The organism is Bradyrhizobium sp. USDA 327 (assembly GCF_041262065.1).
Classification (GTDB): Bacteria; Pseudomonadota; Alphaproteobacteria; order Rhizobiales; family Xanthobacteraceae; genus Bradyrhizobium; species Bradyrhizobium liaoningense.
Genome location: NZ_JBGCCW010000001.1, coordinates 49,150 through 71,569 on the forward strand (window position 1 = coordinate 49,150; position 22,420 = coordinate 71,569).

Annotated in this window: 16 protein-coding genes and 5 pseudogenes; 10 read left to right on the top strand and 11 right to left on the bottom strand. The window is 59.9% G+C overall.

The annotated features are described in order from the left end of the window. Window positions 1-84 precede the first annotated feature (84 nt). Together ABIA42_RS00210 and gmd are read right to left on the bottom strand one after the other, a co-directional pair. Entirely contained in the window at window positions 85-1,092 is a 1,008-nt protein-coding gene (locus ABIA42_RS00210; protein ID WP_011084445.1) for a GDP-L-fucose synthase, read from the bottom strand. After that, the gene (gene gmd, locus ABIA42_RS00215; protein ID WP_014498053.1) at window positions 1,064-2,149 is read right to left on the bottom strand and encodes a GDP-mannose 4,6-dehydratase; all 1,086 of its coding nucleotides are present in this window, start codon (window positions 2,147-2,149) and stop codon (window positions 1,064-1,066) included. Before gmd ends, ABIA42_RS00210 begins: the two co-directional genes overlap by 29 nt. A 1,332-nt stretch (window positions 2,150-3,481) precedes the next feature. Between gmd and glmS the strand changes: the two genes are divergently transcribed. Beyond that, on the top strand, window positions 3,482-5,308 hold the full coding sequence (gene glmS, locus ABIA42_RS00220) for a glutamine--fructose-6-phosphate transaminase (isomerizing) (protein ID WP_011084447.1): 1,827 nt from the start codon (window positions 3,482-3,484) through the stop codon (window positions 5,306-5,308). Between the two features lie 320 nt (window positions 5,309-5,628). On the opposite strand, the gene ABIA42_RS00225 is transcribed toward glmS, so the two are convergent. Both ABIA42_RS00225 and ABIA42_RS00230 read right to left on the bottom strand, forming a co-directional pair. Beyond that, window positions 5,629-5,862: a cold-shock protein gene (locus tag ABIA42_RS00225; protein ID WP_018647867.1), complete on the bottom strand. Its 234-nt coding sequence runs from the start codon at window positions 5,860-5,862 to the stop codon at window positions 5,629-5,631. Between the two features lie 840 nt (window positions 5,863-6,702). After that, window positions 6,703-7,059, bottom strand: coding sequence for a hypothetical protein (locus tag ABIA42_RS00230; RefSeq protein WP_028182256.1), 357 nt, complete (start codon window positions 7,057-7,059; stop codon window positions 6,703-6,705). 340 nt (window positions 7,060-7,399) lie between these two features. On the opposite strand from ABIA42_RS00230, the gene ABIA42_RS00235 reads away from it, so the two are divergent. Next, window positions 7,400-7,846, top strand: a complete 447-nt coding sequence (locus tag ABIA42_RS00235) for a tyrosine-type recombinase/integrase (protein ID WP_018647864.1) — start codon at window positions 7,400-7,402, stop codon at window positions 7,844-7,846. Window positions 7,847-7,863: 17 nt separating this feature from the next. Here the strand turns inward: ABIA42_RS00235 and ABIA42_RS00240 are convergent, their stop codons facing one another. Next, window positions 7,864-8,181 (bottom strand): hypothetical protein, encoded by a 318-nt coding sequence (locus ABIA42_RS00240; RefSeq protein ID WP_011084451.1) that lies wholly within the window; start codon window positions 8,179-8,181, stop codon window positions 7,864-7,866. A gap of 453 nt (window positions 8,182-8,634) precedes the next feature. Between ABIA42_RS00240 and ABIA42_RS00245 the strand changes: the two genes are divergently transcribed. The 3 genes and pseudogenes from ABIA42_RS00245 to ABIA42_RS00255 all read left to right on the top strand — a co-directional run bounded on the left by ABIA42_RS00245 (window position 8,635) and on the right by ABIA42_RS00255 (window position 10,096). Then, on the top strand, window positions 8,635-8,934 hold the full coding sequence (locus tag ABIA42_RS00245; RefSeq protein ID WP_231088546.1) for a type II toxin-antitoxin system RelE/ParE family toxin: 300 nt from the start codon (window positions 8,635-8,637) through the stop codon (window positions 8,932-8,934). Between the two features lie 51 nt (window positions 8,935-8,985). After that, window positions 8,986-9,291, top strand: a pseudogene (locus ABIA42_RS00250) (HigA family addiction module antitoxin). 589 nt (window positions 9,292-9,880) lie between these two features. Further along, window positions 9,881-10,096 carry a hypothetical protein gene (locus ABIA42_RS00255; protein ID WP_038937322.1) on the top strand — a complete coding sequence of 72 codons (216 nt, stop codon included), beginning with the start codon at window positions 9,881-9,883 and terminating at the stop codon, window positions 10,094-10,096. Between the two features lie 954 nt (window positions 10,097-11,050). Here ABIA42_RS00255 and ABIA42_RS00260 read toward each other — a convergent pair. After that, window positions 11,051-11,248 (bottom strand): annotated as a pseudogene (locus ABIA42_RS00260) (transposase); the annotation flags it as partial. 505 nt (window positions 11,249-11,753) lie between these two features. Between ABIA42_RS00260 and ABIA42_RS00265 the strand changes: the two are divergent. Continuing rightward, window positions 11,754-12,242 (top strand): hypothetical protein, encoded by a 489-nt coding sequence (locus ABIA42_RS00265; protein WP_026312792.1) that lies wholly within the window; start codon window positions 11,754-11,756, stop codon window positions 12,240-12,242. A 136-nt stretch (window positions 12,243-12,378) separates the two neighbouring features. Then, window positions 12,379-12,953: pseudogene (locus ABIA42_RS00270) on the top strand (transposase). 30 nt (window positions 12,954-12,983) lie between these two features. Here ABIA42_RS00270 and istB read toward each other — a convergent pair. The 3 genes and pseudogenes from istB to ABIA42_RS00285 all read right to left on the bottom strand — a co-directional run bounded on the left by istB (window position 12,984) and on the right by ABIA42_RS00285 (window position 15,995). Next, window positions 12,984-13,693: pseudogene (gene istB, locus ABIA42_RS00275) on the bottom strand (IS21-like element ISFK1 family helper ATPase IstB). 8 nt (window positions 13,694-13,701) lie between these two features. Then, window positions 13,702-15,078 (bottom strand): annotated as a pseudogene (gene istA / locus ABIA42_RS00280) (IS21-like element ISFK1 family transposase); the annotation flags it as partial. Between the two features lie 128 nt (window positions 15,079-15,206). Beyond that, complete coding sequence (locus tag ABIA42_RS00285; protein WP_223153754.1) at window positions 15,207-15,995, bottom strand: hypothetical protein; 789 nt, start codon at window positions 15,993-15,995, stop codon at window positions 15,207-15,209. A 322-nt stretch (window positions 15,996-16,317) separates the two neighbouring features. Here ABIA42_RS00285 and ABIA42_RS00290 point away from each other — a divergent pair, with 322 nt between their 5' ends. Next, window positions 16,318-17,094: an EAL domain-containing protein gene (locus ABIA42_RS00290; protein ID WP_014498043.1), complete on the top strand. Its 777-nt coding sequence runs from the start codon at window positions 16,318-16,320 to the stop codon at window positions 17,092-17,094. 336 nt (window positions 17,095-17,430) lie between these two features. Here the strand turns inward: ABIA42_RS00290 and ABIA42_RS00295 are convergent, their stop codons facing one another. After that, window positions 17,431-17,622: a hypothetical protein gene (locus tag ABIA42_RS00295; RefSeq protein ID WP_014498042.1), complete on the bottom strand. Its 192-nt coding sequence runs from the start codon at window positions 17,620-17,622 to the stop codon at window positions 17,431-17,433. 433 nt (window positions 17,623-18,055) lie between these two features. Here ABIA42_RS00295 and ABIA42_RS00300 point away from each other — a divergent pair. Both ABIA42_RS00300 and ABIA42_RS00305 read left to right on the top strand, forming a co-directional pair. Beyond that, window positions 18,056-18,816, top strand: a protein-coding gene (locus ABIA42_RS00300; protein ID WP_110115998.1) for an IS5 family transposase whose coding sequence is annotated in 2 segments (ribosomal slippage) — window positions 18,056-18,395 and window positions 18,395-18,816 — 762 coding nt in all. Because the reading frame shifts where the segments join, the coding sequence is not laid out codon by codon here. A gap of 851 nt (window positions 18,817-19,667) precedes the next feature. Beyond that, complete coding sequence (locus ABIA42_RS00305) at window positions 19,668-21,206, top strand: DUF1521 domain-containing protein (RefSeq protein ID WP_014498039.1); 1,539 nt, start codon at window positions 19,668-19,670, stop codon at window positions 21,204-21,206. 715 nt (window positions 21,207-21,921) lie between these two features. On the opposite strand, the gene ABIA42_RS00310 is transcribed toward ABIA42_RS00305, so the two are convergent. Beyond that, a complete protein-coding gene (locus ABIA42_RS00310) occupies window positions 21,922-22,125 on the bottom strand; it encodes a hypothetical protein (protein WP_011084467.1) in 204 nt (67 codons plus the stop codon). Window positions 22,126-22,420: the final 295 nt, after the last annotated feature.

The window sequence follows — 22,420 nt, forward strand, 5'->3', positions numbered from 1 at the left end:
GAGAATCGGTGCTCTCTTGATCAAAAAGGAGGGCTGACAGATCATCGCAAGGCTCAGCCCCTTCGGAACATTGCTCGATATGATCTAGCCGGTGATGCAGGCTGCCTTGTCGAGAACGAGCAGATCACTCTGGAGCCGTCCGTCTCTCTCAGCGCAAAACACCCGGTATGCCAGCTGAATGCCTTCCGTGAGCGAGGTGGTGGCTCGCCAGCCGAGTCTGGACAGCCGACTAACATCCAGCAGCTTGCGCGGCGTTCCGTCCGGGCGCGACGTATCCAAGCTGATTTCACCGCGAAAGCCGACGGCGGCCGCGACCATCAGTGCTAAATCGGCGATGGTGATGTCCTCGCCGGTGCCGATATTGACCGGTTCCGGCGACGAATAGGTCTTCATCAGGTGCACGCAGGCATCCGCCATGTCGTCGACATAGAGGAACTCGCGCCGGGGCGTGCCGGTGCCCCACACGATGACGCGCTTCGCTCCCGAAACCTTCGCCTCGTGGAAGCGGCGGATCAGCGCGGCGACGACGTGGCTCAGCTCGGGGTGATAATTGTCGCCGGGGCCGTACAGATTGGTCGGCATCACGCTGATGAAGTCGCTGCCATACTGGCTGCGATAGGCCTCCGCCATCTTGATGCCGGCGATCTTGGCGATCGCATAGGGCTCGTTGGTCGGCTCCAGCGGACCGGTGAGCACGGAATCCTCGCGCAGCGGCTGCGGCGCCAGCTTCGGATAGATGCAGGACGAGCCCAGAAACATTAGCTTCTCGGCGCCGTTCTGATGCGCGGCCTGGATCACGTTCGCCGCAATCGCGATGTTGTCGTAGATGAACTCGGCGCGCAGCGTGTTGTTGGCGACGATGCCGCCGACCTTGGCCGCGGCGAGGAAGATCACTTGCGGCCGCGTCCTGGCGAACCAGTCGAACACGGCGGCCTGGTTGCAGAGATCGACCTCGCGCCGGTCGACCGTGACGAGCCGCACCTCCTCCCGTGCCAGCCGGCGCACCAGCGCGGCTCCGACCATGCCGCGATGGCCGGCGACGTAGACGCTCTTGCCCCTCAGCTCAAACGGTGCGTTTGCCACTGGCCGCATCCCGTTTTGTCTCCGCCAGATCGCTCGTCATCATCTCCTCGACGAGCTGGGCAAAGCTGCGCTTCGGCGTCCAGCCGAGCACCTCGCGCGCCTTGCTGGCGTCGCCGACGAGAAGATCGACCTCGGTCGGACGGAAATAGGTCGGATCGATCTTCACCACAATCTTGCCGCTCGTCTCGTCGACGCCGGTCTCCTCGACGCCCTTGCCGCGCCAGGCGATGCGACGGCCGACATGGGCAAAGGACAGCTCGACCATCTCGCGCACCGAGCGCATCTCGCCGGTGGCGAGCACGAAGTCGTCGGGTTTGTCGGCCTGCAGGATCTTGTGCATGCCCTCGACATAGTCCCTGGCATGGCCCCAGTCGCGCTTGGCTTCGAGATTGCCGAGATAGAGCGTCTGTTCCAGCCCGACCTCGATACGCGCGACGCCGCGGGTGATCTTGCGGGTCACGAAGGTCTCGCCGCGGATCGGGCTCTCATGGTTGAACAGGATGCCGTTCGACGCGAACATGCCGTAGGCTTCGCGGTAGTTCACCGTGATCCAGTAGCCGTAGAGCTTGGCAACGCCGTAGGGCGAGCGCGGATAGAACGGCGTCGTCTCCTTCTGCGGGATCTCCTGCACCAGGCCGTAGAGCTCGGAGGTCGAGGCCTGGTAGAACCGCGTCTCCTTCTCCATGCCGAGGATGCGGATCGCTTCCAACAGGCGCAGCACGCCGATGGCGTCGGCATTGGCGGTGTATTCCGGGCTCTCGAAGCTGACGGCGACGTGGCTTTGAGCTGCGAGATTGTAGATCTCGGTCGGCCGGATCTGCTGCACCAGGCGGATCAGATTGGTCGAATCCGTCATGTCGCCATAGTGCATCAGGAACGGAACGTTGCCGACATGCGGGTCCTGATAGAGGTGATCGACGCGCGCGGTGTTGAACGAGGACGAGCGCCGCTTGATGCCGTGCACGACATAGCCGAGCGACAGCAAATATTCGGCGAGATAGGCGCCGTCCTGACCGGTCACGCCGGTGATGAGAGCGACACGCCCCTTTGAGTTGCGAACCGTCATGGTCTTCCTTAGTTGCACCGGAAAGAGCTGCACTCTGAGAAATCATTGCGAAGCCGCTTCTCGAAAAGATCGATATGCGGATGCGCGCTCCATCGCAATTAAAGGATACGCTCGGCAAGCCAAGTCATACACCGGACTCAGGAAAACACACCATATACATTGATTTAGGTGGACTGAATGATGCCGGCGCATGAGCTTCAAAGATGAAAGTCGAGCGAACCCTCGCAACGGCGACGATCCCAAGCAGGCGGGATGGATGGTAGGCCCTGTTAGACGCGCTCGGGGGCGCTTTGCCTCCTCGCGATATTTCTGGGGTCCTTATCTTTCCACGCGCGCAGGTATGTTTTCCGTTTGGTCCCTCATGGCGCGGAAGAGTGACGTGGTGAGACTTCCGACTAGAAGACGTAGCCTTCGCGGCTCATAATCAGCGCCGCTTTGCTAATTGCGGGTAGGCAATGGACGGCCTGATGCAAAACAGAATGAGAAAGAAAGGCAAACGTTGGTATAGACTTTGTAACGTTTCGATATCGAAATCTTACGTTCGTACAATGGAGCTTTGATGCCAGTCCTCTAACTTGACCGGGCATAAGTTGCCTCTGTCCAATCATGAAAAGTCTCTTAAACCCTCATCGCAAGTGTGTTTCCAGCAAGTCGGGAGCAGCTGCGCAAAGAGATGAGCAGGGACTATGCGGAACGTGGGCAGATCTCATCTTTCTGTCTGAAATGGAGCGAAGCCCAGACGAAGCGTCACTCGCCCGGGAGAATGATTAGTGAGACGCGAGGACTCAGTTGTTGCCATATTGACCGTGCCCGGCAAGCTGGCATCGCTTCTCGCTTCTTCTGAGAACACAAACTGCGTCCTGAAATGGCTCCTCGGTGAGAGTGAGCCAAGCAAGATAACCTGCTTCACCGTAGGATAATTGGCTTTCCGTTCTGTTCGAATGCCCTCAATCTATGGAGCGAGACTATTTGATACATCTTGGCAGCGGCTTGTTGCGCCGGCGACAGTTAGTGAGGCCGTCGAGCGAGCCTGTTTGGGCGGACTTGGATGCGCCGTGCAGGCGCACTAGCGCATCTGATTCTGCTTCAGGCAGTCACGCCAATGGCGATGGCATCGCAGTGTTTCTTCGATCGGCCAGCCAAAAGCGGAATCTAGCTGGGCGAAGCGATGATGGCCGGGAGATCTAAATGAGGCCAGAGAATGCGGCGGTGATAACGGCGCCCGCTGAAAATCCCGAACCTAAACCTGTTACCTTTGGGCAAACGAAGTTTGCGACGGTGCTCCTGTTGGAGGAACGTCAGACTTCTTGAAGCTGGGCTGCATGGATTGATATGTGTGGAATTGTTGGCATTTTGGGCCGTGGTCCGGTCGTTGATAAGTTGGTCGCGTCGCTCAGGCGATTGGAATATCGTGGCTACGATTCCGCGGGCCTCGCAACTCTCGAAGGAGTCCGGATCGAGCGCCGCCGCGCCGAAGGTAAGCTGAGGAACCTTGAGGAGCAGCTGCGCTATTGTCCGCCGTCGGGGCATGCTGGCATCGGTCACACCCGCTGGGCGACTCATGGAAAGCCGACCGAAAGCAATGCTCATCCGCATGCGACGGAGAATGTCGCGGTCGTTCATAACGGGATCATTGAGAATTTCCGCGAGCTGCGAGCCGAGTTGGAGCGGAATGGAGCCGGCTTTAACTCGGAGACGGACACCGAGGTAGTGGCGCATCTCGTCGATTCCTATCTCAAGAATGGCTACTCGCCGCAGGATGCGGTACAGGCGTCACTGCCGCGACTGCGTGGTGCCTTCGCGTTGGCATTCCTTTTCAAAGCGAACGACGATCTTTTGATCGGTGCTTGCAAGGGCTCGCCGCTCGCGATCGGACATGGTCGCGGCGAAGTGTATCTAGGCTCGGACGCAATTGCGCTCGCACCTTTGACCGACACCGTCACCTACCTTGAAGACGGCGACTGGGCCGTGCTTACGCGCGCAACGTGCGTGATTTATGGTGCAGACGGCTCTATCGTCCAGCGGGAAACATCAAAATCTGGCGTATCAGCGCTCCTTGTGGACAAAGCGAATTACCGCCACTTCATGGCCAAAGAAATTCACGAGCAGCCGACAGTGGCCGGCAAGACATTGGCGCATTATCTCGATGTTGCGGCCAAACGCGTCGCCCTGCCGCTCGCGTTGCCCTTCGACTTTAATTGCATTCAGCGCATTTCAATTACTGCGTGCGGCACGGCTAGCTACGCTGGGCACATCGCCAAATACTGGTTCGAGAGGCTCGCGCGTTTGCCTTGCGACGTCGATGTAGCCTCTGAATTCCGCTACAGGGAGGCGCCTTTGCGCCGAGGCGATCTCGCAATAGTCATCTCGCAATCGGGCGAAACCGCTGACACATTAGCTGCCTTGCGATACGCCAAGGGCAAGGGCTTGCATACGATATCTGTGGTTAATGTACCGACGTCGACGATTGCGCGCGAGAGCGAATCCGTTTTGCCTACCCTGGCAGGGCCAGAAATCGGCGTCGCTTCCACCAAGGCATTTATCTGCCAGCTGATGGTATTGGGGGTGCTTGCCGTCAGAGCAGCTAAGGAGCGGGGTAAGCTGTCTGAAATCGATGAATCGCAGCTCGTGCGCGAGCTCATTGAGGTGCCGCGATTGATTGCTGCGGCCCTGTTGGTCGAGCCCCAGATTGAGAAGCTCGCGCGTTATATCGCCGGCGCGAGGACAGTACTCTATCTCGGTCGTGGCACATCGGCCCCCTTGGCCTTGGAGGGCGCGCTCAAGTTGAAGGAAATTTCCTATATCCACTCAGAGGGCTACGCCGCCGGCGAGCTCAAGCACGGCCCGATCGCACTGATCGATGAGGCTGTGCCTGTGGTGGTGATCGCGCCTTACGACGAGGTCTTCGAGAAGACCGTCTCTAACATGCAAGAGGTGGCCGCTCGGGGCGGCAAGATCATCCTGATCACCGATGCGAAGGGTGCGTCTGAAGCGATGGTAGACACGCTCCTGACCATCGTGCTGCCGGCAATGGTCGCAAGCTTTACGCCGCTGGTCTATGCCATTCCGGTCCAGCTCTTGGCTTACCATACCGCGGTCGCAAGGGGGGCGGACGTGGATCAGCCGCGTAATCTTGCAAAATCGGTCACGGTGGAATGAGGCTGGAGAAGTTAGTATCAAAGCATTGAGGTCTCGGCCTCGAGCCATTCGGCGCGGGTTTGGTGGCCTAGGTTCTGCGGGGACGGAATCCGACAAGTTCCCAATCCGGGTCGCTCGTAGCTGTCGTGCGGTTTTGGTGAACTTAGCTGATGCTGCCATCAGCCTCGTATAGCAGAATCGACTAGCCTAGGGGCGATCCGGGATGTTGCACGACTGGGACGGCGTTCATCACGCCCGTCCACAGCCCTGTTGCCCTGGTCGCCATCGACCGGAACAGGTGGTCGTCATCGATCGGAAATGGTGGTCGCCATCAATCGGATTCACTGGTCGCCATGCCCCGGAGCGCGCAGCCTGACTTCGACGGCTCTGTACTTCGAGCGCTGTTTATTGAAACGAATACCGAAAGTCACGCGCGTGCCGGACACCAGATCAGCCCCTGCGCAGCCGCGAAGGTCCGATATGTGCACGAACAAATCCTTGCCGTCGCCATAGTCAGGCCGAATGAACCCCCAGCCCTTTTCAACGCTGTACGACACTACTGTTCCGGTGCGCATGTTTGTTCCACGGTCTTGCGGCTCGATATCGCCGCCTACTACTCCGGAGCTGCGGGTGCACTTTCCGTTCCTAACTCGGCGGCGACGAGCGCGAGCGAAGATGAGCGCCACCACTTGAAACATCCTGACTCACCTCGCCTCACAGCAAACCGGCGGGGCGGACCAGGCGCTAGAAGCGACGAGCCCGCCCCTAACATTACCGCATCTGGAGACTCGGTGATGCTGCCCAGGACCGAGCAAGGGTCGTGCCGAATCGAGAATCGGAGATTCTGCAGGCGCTTCGTGGCGGGCTACAGGGTCAAGGTGTTCGCTTTGGTCTGAAAACTGATGGCCGACGGGGGCACTGTCCGTCCCAGTTGGTCCCGCCGAACTTCGGACTGCAGGCTCACGCTCGCGCCGCCAAATTGCCCCGACAACGTGCTGCCCATCACGGCCCAGCGCATTCTCTTGCACGCCCGGCCTGTACGCGATGGCGGCATTCATCCGACCTGCTAAGCACACAGAAATTTCGCTGGCGTATTGAACAGCAGGCAAGCGGGCCTTTTAATCGATCGTCTCCCTTCGGACGCGCACCCGTTCTCCAACACGCCGTGCGCGATTGAGGCTCGAAAACTACGCAATCACGAGCTCGACCATCTCCATCTCAGAATCACTGAGCCTCACGAGGAGGAGCATTCGCATGGGTAGTCGAGCAAGTAGCGAAGCTGGACTGGGGTGATTGTCAGGCTTGCCAAAGGTGCGTTCACCTCGGAGGTAATAGAGCGCCATCGACCCTATTTCACGCTTGGCGAATTGCTCAGCTAGCCGCAGATGACGGCCCGCTCTAAATGATCTTATCTCTCAGCCTTTGCTGAACGATTTCGACCAGAACTGCTCCGCGAAATCCAGATGGCACTTCATCACGTCCGAGGGAGTTTTGGAATTGGCAAGATTCTTCAGAAGATTGACCTGAGCGTGCAGAGAGGAAGCAGCCAGCTTTGACCCGTCCTTCAACGCCGCAGCGAACAGGTCTGTTGTCTCTTCGAGGGATTTTTTCCATTCCGGAGACGCAAATGAATGGCTTGATGCAGCCCTCGCTGATTCTCCAACATCGTGCGTGGTGCCTCCCGCTTCAGAGGCTGAAGCCTGGGCGGCCCGTTCGGGCTCTGGATGGGTCTTCCGTTCGCGTTTCTCGTATTCGGGACTTCTCGCGGTCATTCAACGTCTCTCCGTCTAAACAGGATCGCAGCTCGCTGCGTGGTCTAGATCCGACCAAGAGCTTCGGAAAGTACCACAACCGGCAACATGTCGAACCTATCTCATTTGGTAGCACTTGCTCATCGGGATTGCTTAAGCGGATATCCGCACCATTTGCGGGGTATGCGAACGACCGCGAGATTTGACTGAGAATTTCCTGCACGGCATGAAGAAAGTTGGTGGCAAGGAAGTCGAGAAGGACCGCGTTCTAACACTCGACGAACTGAAGCCTTCTTTGCGATCCTCAACGATGAGGAAGCGGGCATCACGGATGGAACGCGCTTGGCGCTGAAAGTCCGTATTGCTGACAGCCCAGCGCCGGGGCGAAGTCGCGAGCATGATGCGTTCCGAGCTTCACGGCCTACACGGGGAAAAGCCCCACTGGATCATTCCCGCTGTACGGACGAAGAACAAGAAAGCGGAGCACACAGTCCCGCTCTTCCCGACTGCCGTCAAGTTGATCGAGGCGGCCTTGGAGATCGGCAAGCCAGAGAAGGGAGAGGACCAAGGCAACAGACCCGTCGTTGCCAGTCGCTTCGAAAGCGTTGGGGTGCTTGCGAGCCACTGTATGAGCCAGGCTGTGCGGCGCTTGTTGGAAGACAATGAGCTGGTAGCCTTTACGCCCCATGACCTCAGGCGTACAGCCGCGACCATCGTTCATGCGTCTATGCGCGATGGCATATGTTCGAAGAGAAGCGAGAAGCGATTCCAGCGGATTGAAAAGCATTTAATCACAATCACCGGTTAGCAAACTTCTGCGACACTTCAGCTCCCCTCTCGTCTGTATCGAGCCAGTGCTGTCCGCTCCTCTGCGCTAATGCCCATGAATGTTACGCCGTTGTACCCGCCGTTTGAAAGGGCAGATCGCACGTCATCCGTCGAAGCGCCGATATCGTAAGCGATGTTAGCGAACATATATTGCTGGGTGTCGCTCTCATTGTTCGCGATCTGGGTATTAAGGTGATTGGCGGCGCGATGCGCAACCGCGTTATAAACCCGCTTTTTTTGCGCTGCAACTTTCGGTTCACGCCACTGTAGTATCTGAGTTTTGGTTTGACGGGGAACCGAATCATGATCAGGCACCAAACACGCCAGCGCCCACGAGACGCCCTCTAGAAGAGCGCGTATGCGTGCAGCGATCTTGCCTGCCTCCTTCGGCCCAGGTTGAGTTTCACGCTATCGAGTATGCCCAACACTGCCTGAGCCTCCTCGGCATCAAACGTCGCGACTTGGCGATCTGCCGGGCTCAAAGACTGATCGGCGGCCCGGGCCTGATTGGCTGCAAGCACCTCAAGCGCTTGCGACCGCAGGGCTGTGATCTGCCGAAGATTTCGAGTGTTGATTGTCACCGCCCATTCGGACCCACAGTAGATAGCTGCACGTGACTCGGCGCTTTGACGTGAACCGAGGAAGCGCTGTCCCTACCACTCACCGCTAACTTCACCATGGTCAGCCCAAGCAGCGGAAGAAGCTAACCGGGATGCATATTCGGCGAACGCCCCTATCACAACTACCAGGATTGGTCGTAGCCAGCGCTTGGCGATCAGTTGTGATCTTAGGCAGTATGGCCGCGCCACTAGCGGCGAACCGGCTGCGTCGACAAGAGAATGCACAAGCGCATCGCGCTCTCATCCTGATTGTCGCGCTATAGGAGTTCGTCTCGATACGCTCAACGAAGCCGTCAACAGTTCCGAACTGAAGCTGACAGGCAACGATTTCCACAAGCTGGCCGGAAAGTCCGTGCGCTACACGATTCACATCAATGGCCCGTGGTGCATCACATTCGAGTTTGAAGGAAGCGATGCATTCAAGGTTGACTTTGACCAGTACCACTGAACGCAGAATACCGAATAAGCCATGAGGGCTCCGACATGCTGGAGAGCATCAATGGCAGAGCAGAAGGCTAAGCGCGATCCTAACCGCTGCCCGTCTCATCCGGGCGCCGTCCTTGATGAAATTCTACAGTACATCAGGAAGTCTAAGACCGAGATTGCAGAAGCGCTGGGATTCCAGGCAGCATCTGCACGACATCCTCGCGGAGAAGAAGCCGGTCAGTCCGAACGTGGCCGCCCGGATTGGAAAGCCGGTCGGCAACGGCCCGGCCATCTAGCTTCGTTTGCAGGCAGCCCCCGATGCGTGGCACGCCGACGCGAAGTTGATGTCAGCGAGATCAAGATGCTGGAACCGGCTTAGGGCGACGAGTCCGGGTGCGGGGTCGCCCAAACGGTGTCGCAAGCGATGGTAGCCAGCCCGTCCTCGAAGACAGGGGCTGGCCACCTTTACGCCCGAGAGGTTCAAATTCCCCAAGGTGCTACCATTGTATGGTGGAGAAGAACTGGAGAGCACCTACCAGTACCGGTGGGGTGCCGCGCCCCGCGTGCATGTCATATTGAAGCGCTCGGCCCGCAACTGTTCGAGCTGGCTCCGCTCATAGGAGTAACCGCCGTGCCTAGGACCGATGTGGGGGCGGCAATCCAAGCATTCACGGACTACGCCCGTAGGCCAAGCCATACCCCGGCAGAAGACACCTACGGGCCACAGCGAACTGAAGAGCAGCTGGCCGCTCGGCGATTCCGGGTTGAAGTTATCTGCTCAAAAATGGACGCGGTGGCGGAGTGCCCTCTTTCGACCTTAGCCGAATTCGAGGCGCTCAGACGCGAGATGGGAAAAGATTTTCCCCCAACGCCACCCGCTTTACTCAACCATGTAGTGGACGCATTTTTACGTTGTGGGTCCTACCCGCGCGGCCGGATGACCGACCCTTAATCGTGGACGGAGCCAAATGATGCTTGGCACGTTCTCGCTGCACAAGATCGACCACGCTATACGCGACCTAGAACAAAAAGTCGCCCACGGCGCGGAAATCAGCCGCGAGGAGCTTGCGAGCGGACTGCGGATTACGAAGCATCTTCGAGATGAACTCGAAGTGGCGCTCAAGGTGATCGATGGCCTAAAGGATCATACCGGTCCCGGGTCGACAGGCCGCTCAAGGTGGTAGCCGCGACCTAAACAGCGGGAACGTTAGCGGCCACGTGGCTCGGCGCCCGCTTGGAGAAAAAGCGCTCTCCCTACCACGCGCCAGCCTCAAACAGCGGAAGAAGCTGACGGTGGGATACATTCATCGCAAAAAGCCGTGGCACAACTACCAGAACCGGGGTTGCAGCCTCGCGGGGCTCGGGGATCAGCCTCAGATCGCAGGCAGTGCGGGTGAGACTCGGCGCCGTTCGGTTGCGCCGGAGCGGACGCTGTCCCTGCCCCGCCCGCACTGCCGATAGTTAGCGGTCACGTGACTCGGCGCTCAAGTAACCCCCACGCATACACAGGGGAAGCGCTGTCCCTGCCACGCGCCGCTAACCCCCACACGGCCAGCCTCAAAGCAGCGGAAGAAGCTGACCGGGAGGTCATCGCTCGCAGAACGAGCGTAACTTACAGAACCGGGAATGGCCCGTGATTTAGAAGCAGTGGGCGCGACACGGTGCCGACCGACCAGGGGGGCTGAGTTGAAGCACCTGCCGCATCCGCACTGCTGGTGAGTTTAGCGGAAGGTGACACTCCACCCCACTGCTCTGGAAACCACAGCAATGTCCGTGCCACCCCCGCTAAACCCAACAACCAATTATTGGGACTAGCTTACTGAAAGCTGACGAGACTGCGCGCCCATTCACAAAACGAAAAGCGGCCCACGGGGCCGCTTGCCGTGGAGACAATAAAGACGTTCAGGCCGCAGACGAAAGGCGTTCGGCTCGCTTACGATCAGCGGCAGCCGCACCACGACGACGGCCCGGATCGGCAGTTCTGTGCGTCAAGTTCAGCAAAATCGATTATGGGATCCGGCCGAGCCATCCCCTCGGAGCCGCCGTCGCTCGCTTGCGCAAAAGCGTAGCCCTGGCGAGCGACGGCGGCGGAGAGGGGGGCGTGCATCCCCTTGGTGGGCCTGAGCATCGTCAGGCCGCCGGCGTAGCGCCTCCTTGTGCTCCTTCGGCAGATCCATGTTTAGATGGCGATGGTCCTCGAGCCAGGCCTCATGGCGCTCGACGGTCAGCGCCCGTACCAGCCTTAAACAGCTCTCGGCATTGGGGAGGATTCGCACGACATAGGTTCGCCGCCTGATCTCCTCGTTGAGGCGATCGAGCAAATTGGTGAGATGTCTCGGTGCCAACGTTCCCGCTGCGGTGTTCTACATCGTGGAGTATGGTGCGACCATCGGGACAGCGGCACCGGGAGCACGAAGTGCGGGCAGGCCGATGTTATTCCAGAGCCGAGAGCTCGAGTTAGTAGCTGGCGGCCGCCTCCGTGATGGGCTCGAGTATCCCGAGGTCACGCGGGTCGAACTCGATCGAGCGGCGCCCCCTCCACCGGCGTATCGGCGCGGCCCGCGCCCATCTGCGCCATGTGCATCGCGATTCTCCGCGCGCGCTCACCTGCTGCGGACCTCACCATCGAGATCGAGCTCGGAGGGGGATGGCATCCGCTGCGAGACTCATGCCCAGGGCACGGCCGTCGAGAGGTGTCCGGGGCTGGAGAACATCTGCATTCTGCAGCGCGTCGTCGGTCATAAGGTCACCTGCAGGCGGTACGATCGCGCGAACGATGTTCTTGTCGATATCGCCCCTCCAGCCTGGAGGTCGGGAGTAATGAGATGGGGAAGTAATGACATGGATTGGCGCCGCGACCTCATGCTGTGGCACCCGCGTCTGTTCCTCACGACGGCCGAGGAGCCTAGTCGCTCGTTCGGCTACCCGCACTGCGAGCGAGGGTGGCAGGATATCCTGGTCCGGCTCTGTCGCAGGATCGAAGTCGCGCTCCGCGACGGCGAGACCTTCGAATTCGTCCGCATCAAGCAGAAGATGGGCATCCTGCTCGTCGACTGGGACACCGAAGCCTCGAAGTCCACCGAGTCCGCGATCGGCCATGCAGTTGACCTGGCCGTCGCCCGCTCCGCCTGCACCTGCGAGATTTGCGGCGCGGAAGGCCGGCTGCATGCCAACAAAGGGTGGCTCGAAACCCGCTGCGCAGAGCACGCGGCCGGCGATCCAGTGCCGCCCCACTTGGGGCAGGGCTTCGACAACGTCCGCCGGCTGCGCCGCCGGCGAGGCCAGGCCAGCGTTTACTACGCGCTTACGACCGCGACGCCGACACTTTGACCGAGGTGCCGCCGCCCTCGCCGCAGCAGGAGCGCTAAGATGGCCAGATTTCGCTGTAGCGCCTAGGACCAGCAAGGCGAGTTCACCTAGCCGCGCCGGCGAATGCGCCGTCCGGCATCTCAATGGCTATCGCGGCATCCTCCAAGTGGATGGCTACGCCGCCTATAACAAGCTCGCGCGATCCGATCGCGGCGATGATGGCATCACGTTGGCCGGCTGCTGGTCACACAGCCGGCGCAAGTTCTATGAGCTGCATGTTGCAGGGAGCTCGGAAGTGGCAACGGCGACGCTCGAGCGGATGGCGAAGCTCTGGCAGGTCGAGAAGACCGTGCGCGGTCAAAGCCCCGACGCCCGCGTTGCCGCGCGCCAGCAAGCCTCCGCGGCTGTCGTCGCAGATCTCTTCGATCTCTGGCAGCAGACCTTGCGGCGGATCTCCGGCAAATCAAACTGGCCGAGGCGATCCGCTATGCTGTCTCGCGCCGTGCCATCTTCGAACGCTTCCTGCTCGACGGCCGCATCGAGCTCGACTCCAACATCGTCGAGCGCGCCATCAGACCGCAGACAATTACAAGAAAGAATAGCCTGTTCGCGGGCAGCGACGGCGGCGGACGAACCTGGGCGACCATCGCAACACTGCTGCAGACTGCGGATTTCACGGATCGTGTGCATCGATTTCGCGCGATCGTGAGCACTGAATTCAGACGATCGTGAGCAGCCCGCTACGGCCGATGGGAGATAGAGTCAGTGTTCTGGTTGGCCGTCAAGGGTGATGGTTTTGGCGCTGCGTTTTCGCATGCTTTCTCCGGTGAGCTGGAGGCGGTGGGCGTTGTGGACGAGGCGATCGAGAATGGCGTCGGCGACCGTGGGGTCCCCAATGGCTCCATGCCAGGTGTCCACGGGAGCTGACTTGTGACGATGGTGGATGCGCGGCCATGTCGGTCCTCGAGGATTTCGAGCAGATCGCGGCGTTCCGCGGCGGTGAGCACCGATAGTCCCCAATCATCCAAAATCAGAAGCTGAGCGCGGCCGAGGCTTTTGAGGAGCCGGGCGTAGCGTCCGTCTCCGCGCGCGAGCGCGAGCGCCTCGAACAGCCTTGGAACGCGATGATAGAGGACTGATCGGTTGTCGCGGCAGGCCTTGTGGCCGAGCGCGCAGGCTAACCAACTTTTGCCCAGGCCGGTTGCCCCGGTGACGAGCAAATTCTCGTGGCGATCGATCCAGCGACCTTCGACGAGTTTGGCGAAAACGGCGCGGTCGATGCCCCGCGGGGTGCGCAGATCGACGTCCTCGACGCAAGCAGTCTGGCGCAGTGCGGCGATCTTGAGGCGCGTGGTGAGCCGCCTGGTGTCGCGTTCGGCGGCTTCGCGGTCGACCAACAGGCCGATGCGATCTTCGAACGGCAGGGCTTCGAGATCGGGCGATCGGCGCTGCTCCTCGAAGGCCTTGGCCATTCCGGTCAGTCGGCGCCGTAGCTTTTGACGAGCGCCAGAATGCCAAGGCAGGTTCGAAAGCCTTGTTCTGGATGGGGCCGGGCGTCGATCACGGCCTGGAAAAACGCTGCTGTCGAAGGACCGATCCGCTCGCCGGCGGCGATCACCGCGGCGGGGGTCCATTCGCCGTAGCGGCGATGGGCGCTGGGCATGTGGTCGGCGATGGTGGTGTGTCCGCGTCGGTTGGGCGCGCGGGCATGGCTGGCGATCCGCTGGCCCTTGTGGAAGATCTCGACCGTCCGATCGTCGATACGGGCATCGACCAGCTCGCCAATCAGACGATACGGCGCGGAGTACCAATGGCCGTCGACCTCGACATGATAATCGGGAGCGAGGCGGCAGCGCTTCCAGCGTGCGAAGGCATAAGGCTGATCTGGCAGCGGGGTTAGCTTGGGTTTGTCGAGTTCGGCAAACAGTTCGGCGCGGCTTGAGCCGAAGCCACGCATTTGACGAGCATTGAGTTCGTCGACGAGTGTCTTGATGCCGGCGTTGAGCTCGGCCCGGGAAAAGAAGCGCTGATTGCGCAGCCGGGCCAGAATCCAGCGCTGGGCGATTTGCACCGCGACCTCGACCTTCGCCTTGTCTTTTGGGCGCCGCGGCCGTGCGGCGAGAATGGCGGTGCCGTAATGGCTCGCCATCTCGGCATAAGTGCGATTGAGGCCGGGATCGTAGCGGTCGGGGTTGCTGACGGCGGCTTTGAGGTTGTCGCAGACCACGAACGTCGGCGTTCCGCTCAAAAACGTGAACAAGTTGACGTGGGCCCGGATCCAGTCGGCCAAGCTCTCGCTGGGGCAGGCCTCGGCGTAGGTGTAGTTCGAAGCGCCCATCGCCGCGACGAACAGCTTCATCGGCTGCACTTCCCCGGTCAGGGGATCGACGATGTCGATGGTGTCGCCGGCGAAATCCACGAACACCTTCTCGCCGCCCAGATGAATCTGCCGCATCGAAGGTCGGACCCGCCCCTTCCAGGCCTCGTAGGTAGTGCAGAACCACGTGTACCCGAAACCGTCGGGATTAACGGCGCGATACTCCTCCCAGAGCAGGCGACGGGTTACGTTGCGCCGGCGGAGCTCTTTATCGATGTAGCTCCAGTCGGGCACCGGCCGCTGCGGGCTCTGAGACGCTGGTCGTGGGGCCGGGAAAAGCAAAAGCTCCAGGTCTTCATCGGTCATTCCCTCCGGAAGCGGCCAGCTCAACCCAGCAGAGCGGGCGCGGCTCAGGTAGCTGTGCACAACGCCGTTGCTGACGCCCACGCTCCGCGCGATGGCCCGCTCTGGCAGGCCTTGAAAATGTTTTAACCGAAGGACTTCCTTGATCCGGCGCATCGACAATCTCTGGGTAGGCATTGGACTTCCTCGTTAACCACGAGGTCATCCCTAAGCCGGTTGAGTTGTCGGCCGAAGCGCTGCAAGGCTCCGAAAGCCTTGCTCACGATCCCGCGAAATCGTTGCTCACGATCCCCTGAAATCCGCGCTCACGATCCCGCGAAACGCGCATGAAACTGACGAGAACCGCTTTGCTGGGCGATTTCCCGCCTGTTGCGTTGCGTAGCTTCGGCATTCACAACGAATTCGCCATTGGAAAGCATTGCGGGAATGCTGTCCGAGACGCTTGTCCCAGCGCCGGAGACGAAGCCGCCGGTGCTAAAGCTAGGTGTCGACATAGAGCTGATCGCGGCGACCTTGGCCATACCGGCAGCGAGCACGCCCGCAGCCAACGCATCATTGAATGGCGGCACGGCCGATGCCAACGCCTTCGTGAAGGCGGTGTAAGTGTTGATCCTTGCCTCGACAATGCCGAACGCTTTAGCCGCCGTCGCCATAGCCATGCTGTGCTTGCCGAATTCCTGCGAGAGTTGTGCAAATTCGCCCGCCATGGAGGCGCCGGCGGTGTTCCACGTCGATTGGGCGTTCTCCGCTAGCCTTTGTTGCGCATCCAGGAATTGCTGCGCACTGATCGTATTGGCGTTGAATTGCGCTTGGATCTTAGGCTCCTGTAGGTAACTCTCAGAGGGAGTCAAGTTCGCTTGGATCGTCTGGAGCCCGGCCAGCGTCATGGCGTATTCCGAAGTCTTCTGCTTCAGCAGGTCGAGCTGCACCTGCTGCGCGGCGGTGATCGCGGTGTTGTTCGCCCGCGCGATCGACTCCGTTTGCAATTGCAGCTTCATCGCCTCCATTGCGCCGGGAAGCAGTCCATAGGTTGCCACCTCGGCCTTCATTCCCTCCGGCGACTTGCTTTGCGATGCAATGAACTGATCGACCACGTTTTTTCCGCCCATCACCGAAAAGTTGAAATCCTTCTGAGTCTTCGATGCCTTGTCCGTCGATGCAGCCGCGGCTTCCTGGGGACCGCGCTCACCGCAGTATCGACCGCGATGAAGGCGCTCGTCACCAGTGGGGTGATTGTTTCACGGCCGCCTTCGAGAAGGTGAAGGGCGGCATCGCTGGGATTGAGGAGACGGCAAGGCGCCGTGTTCAAAGTCGCTCGCCAAATACATCTCAACCGTCTCCGGTTGCGAGCCCTTCCACAAATTGTCGACGATTCTTGCGTCATTGATGCCGCTCGAGCCCGCACCGAGCCCGGCAGTGGATGTGCCCGAAGCGCTGAAAGCCAGCTCGCTCGAGCTGTGGTATCAGCAGAAACTTCATCTCCGGACATTGGTTCCGAGCGGCGCCGAGGCGCTGATCCGGATGCGCCATCCCGCATGGGGCGTCGTGCCGCCTGCCTACTTCATCCCCGACGAAAGCGATCCGCATTTTCATGCGCTGTCCGAGTTCGTGATCGCGCGCGCGATCGAGGACTGGCGCTATCTGCTCGGGCAGATCGGACCGGTCGATCTCTCGATCAACCTGCCGATCTCGTTTCTGGCCGACGATGCTGCGGTGCGCGAGCTTTGCTACCGGATTCCGGATCATGCGGCGTTCGCCGGCCTGCTGATCGAGATCGACAGCGCCGAGGTGATCGACAATCTCGACCTGGCGATCGATGTCGCCCGGCGCGTTCGCCTGCACAATATCGGCATCTCGATCGACAATGTCGGCGCGAAGTGGCCATCCTTGCTGGGATTGCCGAACTTTCCGTTCGTCCAGCTGAAGGTCGACCATCAATACGTCACCGGTTGCGCGGATCAGCGCCTCAAGCAGACGGTGTGCCGGCGTATCGTCGAGCTCGCACACGACTCCGGCGCGCAGGTTATTGCGCAGGGGGGCGAGACGCGCGCGGACTTTCTTGCCGCACATGAGATGGATTTCGATCAGGTCCAGGGTTACCTGTTCGGCAAGCCGATGGGCGTCAAGAAGTTCGCCCGCTCGCGCACGCACTTCTCGGAGAAAGAGCCGATCGTCCTGACGCATGGCGCCTAGTCAGGCGCGAGTGTCGCCATCGATCGCGCGCAGCGCTTCGCCGCGGGCGATCAGGCGCTTTGTGTGAATCGGCGGATGGAATGACCCTGCCCAGATTAATGATGTCAACGGCTTAACGTGCCGATCGGCGCCGGGCCCCGCGCCAACTCACATGCTGACGGCGGTCGTCTTCCCCTCGGCTTTGCTATGCACTTCAAACTCGAGAGATCGATTCGTTCAGGATAATGTCCTGAATAACGAGATAAGCCGTACGGCAGTTGCCGCACGGCTCTTCCGGAGTTCGTCATTCACTGCGCGGATCCGGTAGCGACGCGCTGAGCCGCCGTCTTGGCAGACTTATTGGACGCGCTCGTCGGCGACCTTCTTCTCAGAAGAGAGCTCGGTCGTAATTCTGCGCATTGCCACGGCCTGGGCCTGAACTTTTTGGCTAACACGCTCGAACTCAGCCATCTGGTTCTGGAAACCGGCATCCTGGGTCTGCTGGGTAGCAGGAGCGGCGCCGTTACCGCCAACACTATTAACCGCCATGTCTATTCACCTTTCTTTATGATAGTCGTTAGTTGTGGCCTGCTACGTCGGGCGGGCCGACGATACGAGGGGCAGGAATAGAAAGAAAGACGGTGCTCGCCCCCCAGACTTCTCAGGCTCAGTTCGGCGCTCTTGCCGAGACCAACGGTCTTGGGCTGTACGTTGTCCGTTTTGCCGGCGTTCTTGTTTTCGGCGGCCATCGCTTTCTCCTATGCTCGTCTTGTTACGTCTCAATAGACGTGCTCGCCTAGAGTTCAGCAGCCTCACGCTAGGCGGGCTACCTTTCGAGAAGCTGACGAGTCTCGGTCGGGGTGATTAGGTCGATCCTTTGCAGCAGCCCATCACCTGCCGGCAGCTGCAACCTCACCTAGGGTCTGTACCTAAATAGCGCCACGTGATTCTCTTGCCTACGTGTTGATTCGGGGGCGAGAGAATGCGCGCTGGTTTGTTTTGGCTGAACGACAGGCAATGGGCGCGTATCGAACCGCATCTGCCGAGGGGACTGACGGGGCCGGATCGGGACGACGACCGACGCATCGTCAGCGGCATCATTCACATGCTGCAATCGGGTGCACGATGGCGTGATTGTCCACGTGAATACGGCCCTTACACGACGATCTACAATCGCTTCAATCGCTGGGCCAAGCGAGGACGATGGTGCGCAATCTTCGAAGCGCTGGCCAAGCCTGGCGAAGACGGCGTCGTACTGTCGCTCGACTCGACCTCGATTAAAGCTCACCGGTGTGCCTCCGGCGGAAAAGGGGGGAGCACAATCAAGCAATCGGCCGCTCGCGCGGAGGCCGCACGACAAAAATCCATGCGCTGAGCGATCCGCTCTGCCGGCCGGTCGTCCTGCATCTGACTCCAGGCCAGGATGCCGATATCGCTGCGGCTCCCGATGTCCTGGCGCTCGCGCCACCCATGAGCGTGCTCCTCGCCGACAAAGGGTATGATGGCGACAAGCTTCGCGGCGAAATCATTCGTCGTGGCGCCAAGCCCGTAATCCCCAATAAATCTAACCGTGTCGTCATCCATCGCTTCAACAAACGCGCCTACAAAGGACGAAATGTCATCGAACGCTGCTTTTGCAGGCTCAAGGACTTCCGGCGCATCGCCACGCGATATGACAAGCTCGCCCGTAATTTTTTGGCCGCTGTTCATCTCGCCGCTCTCGTCGCATATTGGCTCAATTGAGTCTGGACCCTAGCTAGTGAGGCTAGCAGCGAAATTCTGACCTACGTGCGCGGTCAGGCGCGCACTTGGATCGATCGGCCAACAGGTTGGCTGTGGCGTTTGTCGATCAGCGCTGAGTCATCCAATCTGAAGTCTTTGGAGACTCATGGCGTGGGGCGGTAGCCTGGTTAGGGCCGCGCGCTGATGCTGTAGAGGCTGTTGGTGTGATCGCCGGTATCCCCACAGATCGCGTCCGGAATCTTCGGATCGCCGCTGGCGGCAATAGCGGCGTGGCCGGAGCGGTTGGAATGCTGCTTCCCAGATCCGCTGGAGTGACTGGCGGAATTGCGGCGACCGCGTCACTTATCGACAGAATGATATGCCTCTCGGTCCCGATGATTGTTGCATCAAGAGCAAGCGGCGTGAATCTCGCATGCAACAGGACCGATCGGCGCAGCCGACATCGGACAGTCGATCGATGTTAACGAAGCGACGTATCACATGTGATCGGCGGGCGTCGATAGTTGCCTGAGATGGTCCGTCGTGACGGCCGGCCGCCGCGAGCAACCATGCGATCCGCACCCCTCGGATGCTACGAGGGTTGCGATGCTCAGTCGGTGGTTCATTGTCGTCAGCTTTTCGACAGGTGCTGCAGGTAGAGTCCCTGCGAGTTCGATGGGCGCGATATGCTCGCGCCGAGCCGCTGCGAAGGTGATGAGAGAGGGGGCTCATCGAGGCTGCCGGGGCTGGTGGCGAGAGGCATTCATTCGCTCACCATCGGGCCAAGGGTGCGGCCTGAAATGCTTCCTGTTGATGTGCGCATAACGCTCGCAGTTTTACCGCTTTCTTCGATGCAATCAGGAGTGAACTAAATGGCGTATCTTCCCGTGGCCGGTCTCCCCGTGGTCGGCGCACTCGATTCGACGGTGAATGGGGTGGGGTCAGAGGGGGTGGTTGCCAGCCCAGCTTTCAGCACACTGTTGGGACAGTATGTCACGCCGGGTGCCTACCAGTACCTGCCGGCAGGCGCTGCCGTCGTTGTCGCTCCGGTGGTCGTTCCTGCAGGTGGCGTCACAACCGCTGTCGTGGCTCCGGCGGTCGTCACTCCAGTCGTGGCTGCTCCCGTGTACATGATGGCTCCGCCTCCTCCTTTCATGCTGTTGAGCCAGCAAAGTTCGGGTTCGGAGCCTTCCGTCGATCCGGTATGGACGCATGAGGTCAAGGATGGCAAGGCCACGATCAACCTCGGCGACAAATATACGATCACAGCCAATGAGAAGGATGGCACCTGGACCGTCCGCAACAACCAGACCGGCCATGTCACGAAGATCCATGGCGATCCCCATGTTGACGCTAACGGGGACGGCAAGGATGACTTCGACTTCAAGAAAGATATGACCTTCCAGCTCGACGATGGGACCAAGATTACCGTCAATAATGTCGACTACGGTAATGGTGAGACCATCTCCTCAAGGCTGACCATTACGAACGGCCACAACGCGATGGTTGTGGAGGGGCTCGGCGACGACAAGGATGGCAAAAACAATCTGAGGGTGACTCAGTCCAACGCTGGCATGACTCTTGATGAGCTGACACCCGATGGTGCCCAGACGATCCATGAGAGCGGCCAAGGCTGGGTCGATGGCGCCGGCGGCGTGGTGAATCAGGCGAGTATCGATGCCGGCGAACAGGGTCGCGCGCCGGGCAACTACCAGTCTGCAAGCGCAACGCCTGCCAGTGCAACACCCGTGTTCTTCGTTCCTCCTCCACCGCCGCCTCTTGCGATGGTTCCGTTTGCCGTCGCTCAGACGCCAGCGCCGTCATCTCAGCCAGCGCCAGTGTGGTCGCACGAGGTCAAGGACGGCAAGGCGACGATCAACCTTGGTGATAAGTATACGATCACAGCCGATGAGAAGGACGGCACCTGGACCGTTAGGAACAACCAGACCGGCCATGTCTCGAGGATCCACGGCGATCCTCACGTCGATGCTAATGGCGACGGCAAGGACGATTTCGACTTCAAGAAAGGTATGACCTTCCAGCTCGACGACGGCACGAAGATTACGGTGGACACGGTCGATTATGGCAAGGGAAAAACCATCTCCTCGAAGCTCACCATCACCAACGGCGACAATGCCATGGTTGTGGAGGGACTCGGCGACGACAAGGATGGGAAAAACAATCTGAAGGTCACGCAGTCTAATGCTGGGCGAACGCTTGATCAGCTGACGTCCGATGGAGCTCAGACAATCCATGAGACAAATCAGGGGTGGGTTGACAACTCCGGACGCAAGGTGACGCAGTCGGTGATCAACCACAATGAGAACCCGGATGCGCCGCCGGATTTCAAGACGATGATGCGCGAGGCCATGTTCCGGCGCATTTTCGGTCGCGATGCACAGCCGGCATGAGGCCTGATCCCGGGGATGTCGGAAACTCGTGGAAGCGGGCGCTAGCGCCCGCCTTTCATTTTCGCCAAACGGCCGCGAGAAGGGCAGCTTGGCGATCTATCGATTTAGGATCGACGGTAACAGCCAGATTGTCTTGGCAATCGCAGCCTTGGCGCCGACAAACGGGCGGAGGGCCTCCAGACCCGGCTACCCGGCTAGAATTGCTGCGGCGCGTTGCCGGCGATGGAGGCGCTGCACGGGAACGGTGCTCTCAGGTCTGTCTGCACGTCAACGTCCTGCAGATGCAGGCGTCGCAGCGAAAATCCCGGCCAAGATCGTAGATTGGATTGGGGACGGCCTCGGCGGCGCGATCTACCCTCGGCTCAAAAGCATAAGCCACTGTTTCGCGTTGAGCCCTGCCTGTCTTTAGCCTACCAAGCCGGGCGTGAACCCTTGCGCTCCCAGAACATCCATCATCCTCTCACGAAGCCGGAGGCGCCATGGCTTTGAGCATCACCATTTCCGTCAAAGTCTGCTGTTGGGGACGCCAAAGGGACGTCGCAGCAGCCCGCTGCCAAAAAGATCCAGGTGCATTCGGATTCGCGGAGCAGTTCGCAGCGGACCTGAAAGATCATAGAATGCGCATCTAACTGCTGGCGTGTGCCAAAGTCTCACTTGGCACGTCTTCGATTCAATCACCAGGCGGCCGTATCGCTATCTGGCGCCGACCATCGGCTCATCCATCATCAAGCTCGCTCATGGCCTCATCCATATCCGACTGCGAATCGCTTATGACTTGCGTCGCGACGGAAACGAGAGCCTTTTCGAATGCTCGGCGCAGTAGCGCTGCACGCGTGTCATCGCCGCCGTTCTCGGCGGTGTCGGAGGGGGCGCCAACCTGCGACGCTGTTGCATTGATATCGGCTGCGTCTGCGTTCATGTCGTAACACCCGGATAGCGGCGTCGCCTAGATGACCTATCCTCTTCATGCTAGCAGGAGCAGCTTGCGAAAAGCTGACTAAGATCGAGCTTCCTTGGCGGCTTCATCCATGATCGAGAAGGATCATGAGCACGCGCCAGCGGAAGTGATGACATTCAAAGCGGCGCGCGATGCTGCTGTCGAGCTGGCTGCACGCAAGCGGGCCAATCTCGTCAAGGTGCTGCCTTAAAGCATTGCGGACTCAGGGCTTTACCTCCGACGGTTCAATCACGAAGTAGCATGTACCGGGGCGAAG

Coding starts and splice junctions, on each gene's coding strand:
- ABIA42_RS00210 (WP_011084445.1), bottom strand. CDS start 1,092: ATGCGGCCAGTGGCAAACGCACCGTTTGAGCTGAGGGGCAAGAGCGTC.
- gmd (WP_014498053.1), bottom strand. CDS start 2,149: ATGACGGTTCGCAACTCAAAGGGGCGTGTCGCTCTCATCACCGGCGTG.
- glmS (WP_011084447.1), top strand. CDS start 3,482: ATGTGTGGAATTGTTGGCATTTTGGGCCGTGGTCCGGTCGTTGATAAG.
- ABIA42_RS00225 (WP_018647867.1), bottom strand. CDS start 5,862: ATGCGCACCGGAACAGTAGTGTCGTACAGCGTTGAAAAGGGCTGGGGG.
- ABIA42_RS00230 (WP_028182256.1), bottom strand. CDS start 7,059: ATGACCGCGAGAAGTCCCGAATACGAGAAACGCGAACGGAAGACCCAT.
- ABIA42_RS00255 (WP_038937322.1), top strand. CDS start 9,881: ATGATGCTTGGCACGTTCTCGCTGCACAAGATCGACCACGCTATACGC.
- ABIA42_RS00265 (WP_026312792.1), top strand. CDS start 11,754: ATGGATTGGCGCCGCGACCTCATGCTGTGGCACCCGCGTCTGTTCCTC.
- ABIA42_RS00295 (WP_014498042.1), bottom strand. CDS start 17,622: ATGGCGGTTAATAGTGTTGGCGGTAACGGCGCCGCTCCTGCTACCCAG.
- ABIA42_RS00305 (WP_014498039.1), top strand. CDS start 19,668: ATGGCGTATCTTCCCGTGGCCGGTCTCCCCGTGGTCGGCGCACTCGAT.
- ABIA42_RS00310 (WP_011084467.1), bottom strand. CDS start 22,125: ATGAACGCAGACGCAGCCGATATCAATGCAACAGCGTCGCAGGTTGGC.